At 27.5% G+C, this 12,758-nt stretch carries 11 protein-coding genes and 1 other annotated feature; of the genes, 6 read left to right on the forward strand and 5 right to left on the reverse strand.

The window, feature by feature from the left end; all coding sequences use genetic code 11:
- The first annotated feature begins 10 nt into the window (after positions 1-10).
- From potA to ACTNAO_RS06650, 4 genes are read left to right on the forward strand one after another with little or no spacing between them, the layout of a single operon-like run.
- Positions 11-1,057 carry a spermidine/putrescine ABC transporter ATP-binding protein gene (gene potA / locus ACTNAO_RS06635; RefSeq protein ID WP_441027635.1) on the forward strand — a complete coding sequence of 349 codons (1,047 nt, stop codon included), beginning with the start codon at positions 11-13 and terminating at the stop codon, positions 1,055-1,057.
- Positions 1,054-1,899 (forward strand): ABC transporter permease, encoded by an 846-nt coding sequence (locus ACTNAO_RS06640; RefSeq protein ID WP_441027634.1) that lies wholly within the window; start codon positions 1,054-1,056, stop codon positions 1,897-1,899. Before potA ends, ACTNAO_RS06640 begins: the two co-directional genes overlap by 4 nt.
- Positions 1,889-2,701, forward strand: coding sequence for an ABC transporter permease (locus ACTNAO_RS06645; RefSeq protein ID WP_441027633.1), 813 nt, complete (start codon positions 1,889-1,891; stop codon positions 2,699-2,701). Before ACTNAO_RS06640 ends, ACTNAO_RS06645 begins: the two co-directional genes overlap by 11 nt.
- Positions 2,676-3,734, forward strand: a complete 1,059-nt coding sequence (locus tag ACTNAO_RS06650; protein WP_441027632.1) for an ABC transporter substrate-binding protein — start codon at positions 2,676-2,678, stop codon at positions 3,732-3,734. The genes ACTNAO_RS06645 and ACTNAO_RS06650 overlap by 26 nt, the downstream gene beginning before the upstream one ends.
- A gap of 29 nt (positions 3,735-3,763) precedes the next feature.
- Here the strand turns inward: ACTNAO_RS06650 and ndk are convergent, their stop codons facing one another.
- The 3 genes from ndk to ACTNAO_RS06665 form a co-directional block, all read right to left on the reverse strand.
- Positions 3,764-4,171, reverse strand: a complete 408-nt coding sequence (gene ndk / locus ACTNAO_RS06655) for a nucleoside-diphosphate kinase (RefSeq protein WP_441027652.1) — start codon at positions 4,169-4,171, stop codon at positions 3,764-3,766.
- Positions 4,172-4,386: 215 nt separating this feature from the next.
- Positions 4,387-5,325 carry a glycoside hydrolase family 73 protein gene (locus ACTNAO_RS06660; RefSeq protein ID WP_441027631.1) on the reverse strand — a complete coding sequence of 313 codons (939 nt, stop codon included), beginning with the start codon at positions 5,323-5,325 and terminating at the stop codon, positions 4,387-4,389.
- Between the two features lie 137 nt (positions 5,326-5,462).
- Positions 5,463-6,833, reverse strand: a complete 1,371-nt coding sequence (locus ACTNAO_RS06665) for an alanine/glycine:cation symporter family protein (RefSeq protein WP_441027630.1) — start codon at positions 6,831-6,833, stop codon at positions 5,463-5,465.
- 302 nt (positions 6,834-7,135) lie between these two features.
- Here ACTNAO_RS06665 and ACTNAO_RS06670 point away from each other — a divergent pair, with 302 nt between their 5' ends.
- Complete coding sequence (locus ACTNAO_RS06670; protein WP_441027629.1) at positions 7,136-7,888, forward strand: DUF4405 domain-containing protein; 753 nt, start codon at positions 7,136-7,138, stop codon at positions 7,886-7,888.
- 53 nt (positions 7,889-7,941) lie between these two features.
- Here the strand turns inward: ACTNAO_RS06670 and leuA are convergent, their stop codons facing one another.
- Together leuA and ACTNAO_RS06680 are read right to left on the reverse strand one after the other, a co-directional pair.
- Positions 7,942-9,609, reverse strand: coding sequence for a 2-isopropylmalate synthase (gene leuA, locus ACTNAO_RS06675; protein ID WP_441027628.1), 1,668 nt, complete (start codon positions 9,607-9,609; stop codon positions 7,942-7,944).
- Positions 9,610-9,714: 105 nt separating this feature from the next.
- Positions 9,715-9,911 (reverse strand) — a binding site (T-box leader).
- 906 nt (positions 9,912-10,817) lie between these two features.
- Entirely contained in the window at positions 10,818-11,774 is a 957-nt protein-coding gene (locus ACTNAO_RS06680) for a D-2-hydroxyacid dehydrogenase (RefSeq protein WP_441027627.1), read from the reverse strand.
- An 86-nt stretch (positions 11,775-11,860) separates the two neighbouring features.
- Here ACTNAO_RS06680 and ACTNAO_RS06685 point away from each other — a divergent pair, with 86 nt between their 5' ends.
- Positions 11,861-12,724 (forward strand): 50S ribosomal protein L11 methyltransferase, encoded by an 864-nt coding sequence (locus ACTNAO_RS06685; protein WP_441027626.1) that lies wholly within the window; start codon positions 11,861-11,863, stop codon positions 12,722-12,724.
- Positions 12,725-12,758 lie beyond the last annotated feature (34 nt).

A 12,758-nucleotide genomic window follows, 5' to 3' on the forward strand; every position in this document is an offset into this window, starting at 1 on the left:
GGTATAAATTATGGAAAAAAACATTATAGAATTAAAAGCAATTTCAAAAAAATATAATAACAATATAATATTAGATAATTTTAATTTATCGATAAAAGAAAATGAATTTTTAACACTACTTGGACCATCTGGTTGTGGAAAAACTACCACACTAAAAATAATTTCTGGTTTTGAAAATGCAGATAGTGGATCTGTTTTTTTTAATGGAGAAAATATTACAAATACGCCTCCTTACAAAAGAAAATTGAACACAGTTTTCCAAAAATACGCTTTATTTCCACATATGAATGTATATGAAAACATAGCCTTTGGATTGAAAATTAAAAAAATGCCAAAAAAAATAATAGACGAAAAAGTTAAAAAAATGCTAGAATTAGTCTCTTTATCTAGCTTTGAAAAACGTAATATTTCATCCTTAAGTGGAGGTCAACAACAAAGAATTGCCATTGCAAGAGCCCTTGTTAATGAACCTAAAGTGCTTCTTTTAGATGAACCACTAGGTGCATTAGACTTTAAACTTAGAAAAGAAATGCAAATAGAATTAAAAAAGATTCAACAGGAACTAGGCATAACTTTCATTTTTGTAACTCATGATCAAGAAGAAGCACTTACTATGTCTGACACTATAGTTGTAATGAATAAAGGAAAAATAGAACAAATTGGTACCCCAGAAGATATATACAATGAACCTTCTAATGCATTTGTAGCAAACTTTATTGGTGAAAGTAACATTTTAGATGGAATTATGATTAAAGATTATAAAGTGTCTTTTTGTAATCATGAATTTGATTGTGTTGATTTTGGTTTTGAAAATAATGAAAAAATAGATGTTGTAATTAGACCTGAGGATATAAAAATAGTTGATTATCATAAGGGAATGATTAAAGGAACAGTACTTTCTACTATGTTTAAGGGTGTTCATTATGAAATTATTGTAAAAGAACACAATAACTTATGGAAAATACACACTACAAAATATTTTAAAGAAAATAGTCAAGTTGGTATTGATATTTATCCAGAAGATATTCACATTATGAAGAAGGTGAATGAAAATTGATAAAACAAAATAAATCAAAACTAACATATCCTTACGCTTTGTGGTGTATTCTATTTATAATAATTCCATTAATTATTGTACTGTTTTTTAGTTTCACCACAAAAACTGATAATGGTTATTCTTTTTCCCTTGAAAATTATCAAAGACTTTTAAACCCGCAATATGTAAAAATAATGGGTAGGTCTTTAAAACTTGCGGCCATTTCCACTGGTCTATGCTTAATTTTAGGATATCCAATTGCTTATTTAATTGCAAAAATGCCAGAAAAAAAACGTAATTTTTTAATTATGCTTTTTATATTACCTATGTGGATGAATTTCTTATTAAGAACATATGCATGGCTACCTATACTAGGCAAAAACGGAATCGTAAATAACATTTTAAATTCATTAGGCTTTTCATCTATTTCATTTTTGTATAATGATGGGGCTGTACTACTTGGTATGGTATATAATTTTATACCTTTTATGATTTTACCTATATATACAGTACTAACAAAAATGAATGAAGATTTAATAAATGCAGCTTCAGACCTTGGAGCTAATAAATACTATATATTTAAAAAAATAACTTTTCCTTTAAGCTTACCTGGTGTTTTATCAGGAATAACAATGGTCTTTATGCCAGCTGTATCAACTTTTGTAATATCAAATCTTCTAGGTGGGGGACAATATATGCTTATTGGTAACTTAATTGAAACTCAGTTTACAACTATGAGCAACTGGAATTTTGGTTCTGCTATTTCTATTATTATGATGATAATTATTCTTTTATCAATGCTTATTATGAATAGATTTAGCGATAATGATGAAAAAGAGGAGGTTTCAGTCCATGGGAAATAAAATAACTGGATTTATAAAAAAGTTTTATTTGTTTATTATTTTTGTATTTTTATATACTCCAATTATAACATTAATGGTTTTCTCCTTTAATGATTCAAAAACAATGGGATCTTGGTCAGGATTTACTTTAAAATGGTATAAACAGCTACTTCAAGATGAAAAAATAATGAATGCATTATTCTACACACTTTTAGTTGCAATTTTAGCTGCTGTTATTTCAACAATTGTAGGTACATTTACAGCTATTGGTATAAATAATATGAAAAATAAAAAGCATAGAAATATGCTTCTTAGTATAAATGAGCTTCCTGTACTAAATCCAGATATTGTAACAGGCATTGCTCTTATGTCTCTTTTCATATTTTTTAACATGAATTTTGGAATAAATACTTTGCTTCTTGCTCATATATCTTTTGATATACCTTATGTAATATTATCAGTACTACCAAAGCTTAAAAGTTTGCCTAAAAATACTATTGAAGCAGCTTTAGATCTTGGTGCTACCCCATTATATGCTATAAGAAAAATTATTATTCCTCAAATTAAGCCTGGAATAATAGCAGGATTTTTAATGGCATTTACTATGTCAATTGATGATTTTGTTATTTCATTTTTTACTACTGGCCCTGGTGTAACAAACTTATCTATTGAAATATATTCTATGGCAAAACGTGGAATAAAACCAGAAATAAATGCTCTTTCTACAATTATGTTTTTTACAGTATTAATATTATTATTAATTGTTAATAAAAAAGACAACAATAAAGGTGATGATTATGATAAAGCTATCTACAAGAATTAAAAGATTCTCTTCTATTTTTATTATTTTAATACTTTTATCTGCAACTATAAATGGCTGCTTTAACTCCTCTAATTCATCAAAAATAATTAATGTATTTAACTGTGGTGATTACATTAATGAAGACTTAATATCTAAATTTGAACAAGAAACAGGATATAAAATTCAATATTCAACATATGATACTAATGAAATAATGTATTCAAAATTGAAAGCTGGCAGCAACAACTATGACTTAGTTTTTCCATCTGATTACATGATTGAAAAAATGATAAATGAAGATATGTTAGAAAAAATAGATTTTAACAATATCCCAAATTACAAATATATTGATGACAAATTTAAAAATTTAGATTATGACCCTACTAATGAATATTCAATACCTTATATGTGGGGAACTATAGGAATTATATATAATCCTAATTATGTAGATGAACCTGTAGACAGTTTTGATGTATTATGGAACCAAAAATATGATAAAGAAATTATCATGTTTAATTCTGTAAGAGATACTATGGCTATTTCCTTAAAAAGATTAGGTTATTCTATGAATTCAACAAATCATAATGAAATTTCTAAAGCTGCAGATGAACTTATTGTGCAAAAGCCTATAGTAAAGGCTTGGTTTGTTGATCAGGTAAAGGATGCTATGATAAATAATGAAGCATACTTAAGTGCAGTATGGTCAGGAGATGCTATTTATATAATGTCTGAAAATCCATCATTAAAATATGTAGTTCCTTCTTCTGGCTCTAATAAATGGTTTGATGGCATGTGTATTCCCAAAAACGCAAAACACAAACAAGGTGCTGAAGAATTTATTAATTTTTTAACAGAACCTGAAAATTCAAAAGAAAATGTTGATTACATTGGATATTACACACCTAATAAAGAAACCTTTAAAATGCTTGAGGATGATATAAAAGAATTGTATCCTTCAGATGAATTATTAGATAAATGTGAAATATTTAAAAACCTTGATAAAAAAACTCTTGAATATTATGATGATGAATGGATTAGAATTGGAAGTTTTTAAAAGATAGCTGTGCTTTGCACAGCTATCTTTTAAAACTCAGGAAACCAAAGTGCTATTTCATGCTCTGCTGATTCAAGAGAATCTGAAGCATGTACACAGTTTTCAGTTTTATTTTTTCCAAAATCGTGTCTTATTGTTCCTTCTTTTGCCTCTGAAGGATCTGTGGCTCCATTAGTAGATCTTATAGTATCTACAGCATTTTCTCCTTCTAAAATTATTGCACAAAGAGGTCCCCTTGTAATAAAGTCTATTAATTCTTGATAAAAAGGCTTTCCTTTAAGCTGTGAATAATGTATTCCTGCAAATTTAGGTCCTATTTTTACCATTTTTAATGCTACCACCTTAAGTCCATTATCTTCATACCTTTTTATTACTTCACCAATTAAATTTTTTTCTACTGCATCTGGCTTTATTAAAGCTAAACTTCTTTCCATAATACATCTCCTCCTTCTTTTATACCATAATTACTTAACTTAAATAAATAACAAATATTAATTCATTTATATTATAATTATTCCCTTTCTTTAAAAATATAACTTAATATATACTACATATTATAACATATAGCCCTTAAGGGAACGTTAACATTTTGAAACTTTTTTTAAAAAAAGACTGTTATAAAATATTAAAAATCTTATAACAGCCTAATTTTTTATTGCCTTTGAGCTTCAGCATCAATAACCATCAAATTGTTTTCCTTAATTATATCAATAAGCATATCTGCATAAATTAGATTTCCATTTTCATCCTTTGCTGTACTGTATCCTGCTTTTTGCAATGCTGCAGCTTGCTCCCTATAATTTCCAGCACTAAATACCCCATTTTCTCTGTATCTTTTATTATTTTTCAAAAATTCACAAAAATCGGCTATTGACTCAGCAGGGGAATTATATGCTCTAAAATTAGCTACAATTTTATCATTATAATTTTCACCAGTTGAGAATTTAGCAACAGCACCAGTCCAACTTTTATCAGCTTTTATTCCATAATAATTATTATATTGAGATGCAAGTTCAGATTCTCCCCAGCTTGACTCTAAAATTGCCTGGGCAATAGATATAGAAGGTAAAATACCATATTCTTTGTAATCTTCAATACTTCCTTCTTTTAATGAAGCAATGAAATCATCCTTTGAATTGTTTTTCCCTATTTTTAATGTTCTAAGACTATAACTTTCTCTATTTAATTGCTCTAATATTTCATATGCTTTAATTATATCATTATCAGACAAATTTAAATCTTGCATAACTACTTTTAAATCTTTCAAGTTTCCATTATTATCATAAAATCCATTTGCTATGTTACTACTTAAATCCTTATTATATGTATCAAATTTACTATTAACAACATCCTCAACTGCTGCAATCTCTTTCCAATTCAATTGTTTTAATGGCTTACTATTACTATCTGCAATATCCATGTAATATTTTATATCATTACTAGAAATAGTTACTTCCTTTTTATTAATAGTGTCTGTTTGTTTAAAGTACATTGCTACAAATATAAATAAAAATGACAAAACAACAATTTTTAAAATCATTATTATGAATTTCTCAATTCCAGTTTTTATATTGATTTTTAATTTAACCATCTTGTACCACCTATATTTTTTATTCATAATATATAATATCACACTTTACCTAATAGTAAAATTGTTAAAATAAAAAGACACTATTTTTTGCATAAACAAATAATAATGTCTTTCTTTTACTTTTTGAAATAAGCCCTTTACGATGATTTCTCATTTTTAGATTTATAAAAATATTCCTCCGTTTCTTTTATTACTACACCACTTAATCCAATTAATCCAATTAAATTAGGAATTGCCATAGCACCATTTACAATGTCAGCTACTGTAAATATTAAGTTCAGTTCTAAAAATGGACCAGTTGCTACAAGAAGTATAAATACTATTCTATATATCAAAATTGACTTAACTCCGCACAAGTATTCAATACATCTTTCTCCATAATAATTCCATCCAAGAATTGTAGTAAAAGCAAAAAATCCAAGTCCTATATTTACTATGTATTTACCTAAAAATGGCATCATAGGAAGTCCTGCTTCAAAAGCTTGAGTTGTTAATGCAGCTCCTTCTGCAGTAGATGAATAAGCCCCTGTTATTATAAGGGCAAGTCCTGTCATTGTACAAATAATTATTGTATCGAAAAAAGTACCTGTCATTGATATAAGTCCTTGTCTAACTGGTGACTTTGTTTTTGCAGCAGCTGCTGCTATAGGTGCACTTCCAAGCCCCGCTTCATTTGAAAATACCCCTCTACCTACACCTTTTTGCATAGCAATTTTTACAGTTATACCAGCAGCGCCTCCAAGAGCTGCTTCAGGATTAAAAGCACTTTGAAATATAATACTTAAAGCATCTGGTATTAATTTAAAATTATAAATAAGAATTAATAAAGCACCAATTATATATAACCCAGCCATAATTGGAACCACTTTTTCTGATACACTTGCAATTCTTTTAATGCCGCCCAATGTAATAAGTGCTACTAAAATCGTAACAACTATTGCAGTAACTTCAATAGGAATAGAAAATGTAATTTTTGCAGCATCAGAAATAGATTTAACCTGACTAAAAGTTCCTATTCCAAAAAATGCAACTCCTACTCCTAATAATGCAAATATTTTTGCAAGCCATTTAAGTCCTAAACCATTTTGTATATAATACATTGGTCCCCCAGCCATGTTTCCATTCTCATCTACTTCTCTATACTTTATAGCTAAAACTCCCTCTGCGTACTTTGTAGCCATTCCAAAAAAAGCAGCAATCCACATCCAAAGAAGAGCTCCTGGGCCTCCTGTTTTCATAGCAGTAGCAACTCCAACAATATTACCAGTACCAATTGTTGCAGATAATGCAGTACATAAAGCTCCAAAGCTTGATACATCCCCACTAGCACTGCTATCACTTGCTTCTTCATCTTTTCCAAATACATACTTAAGTGATAATGGAAGTCTTATAACTTGAAGAAACTTTAATCTTATTGTTAAATAAATTCCTGTTCCTACTAATAAGATTAACAAAGGTGGTCCCCATAATATATCATTTACCTTGTTTAAAAAACTCTCTATATTCATTCTTCCTCCTATTAATATGATATTTTAAACACAAATAGTATTATATCAATATTCGACTAGTTATTAAAGTCTTTATATCCTATAAAAGTTACTTTTTTATTTTTTTACATTTTTTATTATTATTTATATGCTAATTTTTAATTTTTCCATATTGCTATTTAATTTTTCTGTTTTAAGTATTAAAATATATATGAATTAATTACTATTATTACCTTTTAAGTTCTTTTTAAGTTTTATATTGTATTATTAAATAAATTAATGTTTATACAATACACAAAATATATTAAGGAAGTGTCTTTATTATGAAGAACAACAAATTTATAAAAATTACTTTAGACTCTATTTTAATACTACTTACACTAGGGTTGTTTACAATGAATTTTTCAAATCCTACCATTAATAAAATATTAGGAATTGCCATTTTTATACTAACCATCATTCATATTATCTTACATAAAGACAATTTATTTATGAAAAAAATACCTATAAATGATTATAATTCTTATTACAATAATGTACACAATAAAATAACATATGTAGTAAACACTTGCCTAGCTATAAGCTTACTTATACTTGCTGCTACATCAATAATTAAATATAAACTTGTGCCTAGTATTATTTTAAGAAAATTATATACAAATTCATTATTTAATGTAACATTTTTTACAGCAATTCATTCTGCATTTATAACAATATCACTTATTCTTATTGCAATTCACATTGGAATGAACATGCATAAAATATTTGATTTGTTTACAAACAATACAGGTAAAATAAATTACAAACCTACTTTATGTATATTAATTATTGTAATTACCTTTATTCCAGTAATTAATTTTATAAAAACTTATAAAATTGTAGATTCATCTAATATAAATTCAAATAGTAGAAATAATTCTTTTTATAACGGAAATTATGGATCTTATGGAAATAGTAATTCAAATCCTTTTTCTAATGGTTATGGCTCTTACGGAAATGATGATTCAGATCCTTTTTCTAATGGTTATAGTTCTTACGGAAATGATAATTCGCAAAATTCAAGCAGTAAACATTAAAAAAATATTATAAAAAACGTAGCCCTTAAAAATATATTGGCTACGTTTTTTTATTATTTATATAATCTATTTAATGCACTAAATATTGCTTTAAATGATGCAACTGTTATATTGCTATTAACACCAACGCCAAAAGTTTCTTTACCATTATCATTTCTCTTCATTTGAACATATGATGCAGCCATAGCTTCTGAACCTTTTCCTAATGAGTGCTCTGTATAATCTATAATACTTGTATCAACAATGTTAGCATTTGAAAGAGCTTTCTTTAATGAATCAATAGGTCCATTTCCTTTTCCTTCTAATAACTTTTCTTCACCCTTATATTCAAATCTTACAAGAATCTTTGTATCTTCTTTAGGATTATCATTATCAAGATCTGTCACACTACACTTTAAGAACTTAAATGGTCCTACATTATTTAAATATTCTTCCTCAAATTTAGCCATTATTGTTTTAGGCGCAACTTCCCCTTGTTTTTCTGATATTTTCTGAATTACATCAGCAAATTCTTTATGCATAGCTTTTGGCATCTTATATCCAAAATATCTTTCCATTACAAAGGCAATACCACCTTTTCCAGATTGACTATTTATTCTTACAAGGGCTTCATATTCCCTTCCTAAGTCTCTTGGATCTACAGGTAAATATGGTACTTCCCAATAGTTATCATGACGTTCATTATATTTTGCCATTCCTTTATTAATAGCATCTTGGTGTGAACCTGAAAAAGCAGTAAATACTAACTTACCAGCATAAGGATGTCTATCGTCAATTGGCATTTTACAACATCTTTCATATACATCAATAATTTTTTCTATATTTTCAATATCTAATTCCGGATTTACACCTTGTACAAACATATTATATGCAACATTTAATACATCAACATTTCCTGTTCTTTCGCCATTTCCAAATAATGTTCCTTCAACTCTATCAGCTCCTGCAAGTAATCCAAGTTCTGCTGCAGCAACTCCAGTACCTCTATCATTATGAGGATGTATACTTAAAATTATTCTTTCCCTATCCTTAAAATGATTAGAACACCATTCAATTTGATCAGCAAATACATTTGGAGTATCCATTTCAACTGTTGATGGAAGATTTATTATAACCTTATTATCCTTAGTAGCACCCCATGCATCAAGTACTGCGTCACATATTTCAACAGCATAATCCATTTCTGTACCTGTAAAGCTTTCAGGAGAATATTCAAGTAAAACTTCGCCATCAAAGTCCTTTGCATATTCTTTTACAAGTTTTGTTCCATCTACTGCTATCTTTTTTATTTCATCTTTATTCATATTAAAAACAACATCTCTTTGAAGTATTGAAGTTGAATTATATATATGAACAATTGCCTTTTTTAATCCTTTAAGACACTCAAATGTTCTTTTTATTAAATGAGGTCTTGCTTGTGTTAATACCTGAACCGTTACATCTTCTGGTATTCTATTTTCATCTATTAATTTTCTTAGAAAATCATATTCAATTTGTGATGCTGATGGAAATCCTATTTCAATTTCCTTAAAACCAAGTTCTATTAATAAATTAAACATTTCAAGTTTTTCATCTACAGTCATAGGATTAATAAGTGCTTGATTACCATCTCTTAAATCTACTGAGCACCATATTGGAGCCTTAGTTATTTGCTTATTTGGCCATGTTCTTTCTTTTAGTGATACTGTTTCAAATCTTTTATACTTCTTATAATTTAACACCTTAAAAAAACCCCCTTAAATAATTTTTTATAATTAAGAATTAATTAAGTTATTTAAATCTTTCACACACCAATACTTATGAAAACAAAAAGCGTAATAACTCCTAATTGGAGCTATTACGCGGTACCATCCAAAACTAATACTTAATTAAAATAACGATTATAAAACCGATAAACTCTACTACTATTTCAAGCTTACTGCTCATGAGCTAGTTCAAAAGTAATTATCTACAGTTATCCCAGCAAATTAACTGCTCTCTTAAAGACATTTTTCTTCCTACTTCTCTCAATCATTGCATTTATATATTCGATTACCATTAATTATATTATATTGTTTTTTTTATGTCAATAATTTCTTTTTTTATTTATAAATTATTATTACTTTTTTGTTAATTTATTTTTTCCTCTTACTGCCCTTGAAACAGCAGCGGCTACTATCGCAATACTTGCAGCATTTAAAATAAATAGTCCAAATGGAATTCCATTTCCTGTTTCTTTTGAAGCAGCATTATAAGTATTATTTTGAACATTTTCATTACTCTTTGTATTATTTACTGAATTGTTATTATTTGAAATTACATTATTACTATTATCAAAATTAGTTTTTACATTTGTATTTGTTACTTCAACATAATAGTAATATGTTCCTGGAATAGTTACATCAGGTACATAAGAAGGTTCTGTTGCTCCCTCTATTGCCTCACCATTTTCTGTACTATTTATTTTATTTTTATACCATTGATATGATAGTGTTCCACCATCACTTACAGAAGCATTAGCTTTAAGAGAAGCTACATTACTATCATTCCATCCTGATATACTTCCTGTTACATAACAATTACTAATTGTAGTAGCATTTGCATTACCAATTAATATGCCTATATCTTGACCAGTTGCAGTTACCTTTACATTTTCAATACCAAAATTAGTAATAGTTCCATTACATACTGAACTAAAAAATCCTACTTTACTAGAACCAGTAATAGTTAAATTAAATATCTTATGATTGTTACCATCAAAATGTCCTGAGAATTCACTTATTGGTGTAAACTCTTTTCCAGTGCAATCAATATCCTTTTCTAGTACAAAACACCCATTAGGATTTTCCTTGAATTAATAATTGTTTACAATTATTTAAACTTTTAAAAAAACTCACAGAATTTTTTTCTGTGAGTTTTTTCCTTTTACAAACATCTTTATTTAATTAACTTAACATATTCTATTTTTTGATTGTCCATTATAAAAACATTTTATATTATCTACTAAATCATTAAATAATCTTTCTCTCGCCTCTACACTTGCCCACGCCACATGAGGAGTTAAAACTAGTTTATTCTTATTTTTAACTTTAAGTAGAGGATTTTCTTCACTTAATGGCTCTACAGTAAATACGTCTAATGCTGCACCTTTTATAATATTATTATCAATAGCCTTAGCTAAATCTTCATCTACTACTATAGGACCTCTTCCAACATTAATTAAAACAGAACTTTTTTTCATTTTACATAAATTATCATAATTAAATAATCCTTGTGTATTACCATTTAATGGTGCATGTATTGAAATAATATCACTCTTTTCTAAAAGTTCATCTAATGATACCCTTTTATATTTATCATTATTATTTTTACCTGATGTAGAATAATAAATAACCTTTGCTCCAAAGGCTTCTGCTATTTGAGCTACTTTTTTTCCTATTGCACCAAGACCTACTATTCCCCACACCTTTCCATCAATATCATTATATGGCCTTGTTATATTTGTGAAATTGCCTGACCTTGAATAATCCATGCTCTTTACATAATTATCAAAATAAGATATTTCATCATATAAATGAAGAAGAAGTGCAAATGTATGTTGAGCTACAGTTTGTGTAGAATATCCTGCTACATTTGTTACTGCTATATTTCTCTTTTTTGCATATTCTATATCAATGTTATTATATCCTGTGGCTGCTTCACAAATAAGTTCAACATTTTTAGCATCTTTCAATACTTCCTCATCTAGAACAACTTTATTGGTAATAATTATATTAGCATTTTTTATTCTTTCTTTAGTTTCACTTCTTTTGGTATTTTCATAATAAGTAACACTTCCAAATTTATCAAGCAAATTATATTTTAAATTTCCCAATGTTCCTGTTTCTAATATAACTATTTCTTTCATGAAAATTCCTCCAATTTATAATTTTATTTGACAATTTAAATTATAAACTATAAATTAATATTATCAAATAAAAAGGAGATTTTTTTATGTTTATATTGTGCTACAGCCTACCACTTAAAGATGTTGATGGAGTTATTGAAAAATTACAAATTAATGATATATATGATGTTTTTTATGAAAGTCCATTAGAAATAACTACAGATGAAAATGGATATGGTTACATAGAAAAAGAGGATGAACCTACTACTCTTAAAGTTGCCTATAATGGTGAATTTGAAAGCTTAAAGGAATTTAACAATAAGATTCAGCCACTTATAGGTACAAAATGTTTTAATATTTATGAAGAAAATGAAACTTATGATGATTTTAGTATTCCAGCTATAAACATAGATGATAATTGGGTACTTGCATCTCCAGATGATGAGATTCCAGAAGGAAAAAAGAAAATAAATTTTATATCTCAAGGTGCCTTTGGAACAGGACTTCATGAAACAACTCAGGATCTTTTAAAAATAATATTAGAAAAGGATTTTTCTAATAAATCTATACTTGATATTGGAACTGGTTCAGGCATATTATCAATTGCAGCTGCCATAAAAAATGCTTCTAATGTTACAGCAGTTGATATTAGAGATGTAGAAGATGAAGTAATGCTTAATGCTTCTTTAAATAATCTAAATAATATAAATGTATTAGTTGGTAATATCCTAACTAAAGACATTGAAATAAAGGAAAAATTTGATTGGATATTTATAAATATAGGAGGACTCGAAACTGAAATGTTTATAGATTTTATAAAAGACCATTTAAAAGAAAATGGAAGAGTCCTTGTTTCAGGTCTTGTAGAATGGAGCTTTGACAAAGTGAAAAACTTCATTGAAAACAATAATTTAAAATTATGTGAAAAATATCAAACAAATGAATGGTGCACTGCTATTTTTATTAACTAACAAATTTATAAGGTGGGACAAAAAAGCCCCACCT

The sequence above is a fragment of the Clostridium sp. HCP1S3_C6 genome, assembly GCF_052066735.1.
In the GTDB taxonomy this organism is placed as follows: Bacteria; Bacillota; Clostridia; order Clostridiales; family Clostridiaceae; genus Clostridium.

What these genes read in the sequence shown, in the direction of transcription:
- potA (WP_441027635.1), top strand. Translation starts at nt 11, where the DNA reads ATGGAAAAAAACATTATAGAATTAAAAGCAATTTCAAAAAAATATAAT.
- ACTNAO_RS06645 (WP_441027633.1), top strand. Translation starts at nt 1,889, where the DNA reads ATGGGAAATAAAATAACTGGATTTATAAAAAAGTTTTATTTGTTTATT.
- ACTNAO_RS06650 (WP_441027632.1), top strand. Translation starts at nt 2,676, where the DNA reads ATGATAAAGCTATCTACAAGAATTAAAAGATTCTCTTCTATTTTTATT.
- ACTNAO_RS06660 (WP_441027631.1), bottom strand. Translation starts at nt 5,325, where the DNA reads ATGGTTAAATTAAAAATCAATATAAAAACTGGAATTGAGAAATTCATA.
- ACTNAO_RS06665 (WP_441027630.1), bottom strand. Translation starts at nt 6,833, where the DNA reads ATGAATATAGAGAGTTTTTTAAACAAGGTAAATGATATATTATGGGGA.
- ACTNAO_RS06670 (WP_441027629.1), top strand. Translation starts at nt 7,136, where the DNA reads ATGAAGAACAACAAATTTATAAAAATTACTTTAGACTCTATTTTAATA.
- ACTNAO_RS06680 (WP_441027627.1), bottom strand. Translation starts at nt 11,774, where the DNA reads ATGAAAGAAATAGTTATATTAGAAACAGGAACATTGGGAAATTTAAAA.
- ACTNAO_RS06685 (WP_441027626.1), top strand. Translation starts at nt 11,861, where the DNA reads ATGTTTATATTGTGCTACAGCCTACCACTTAAAGATGTTGATGGAGTT.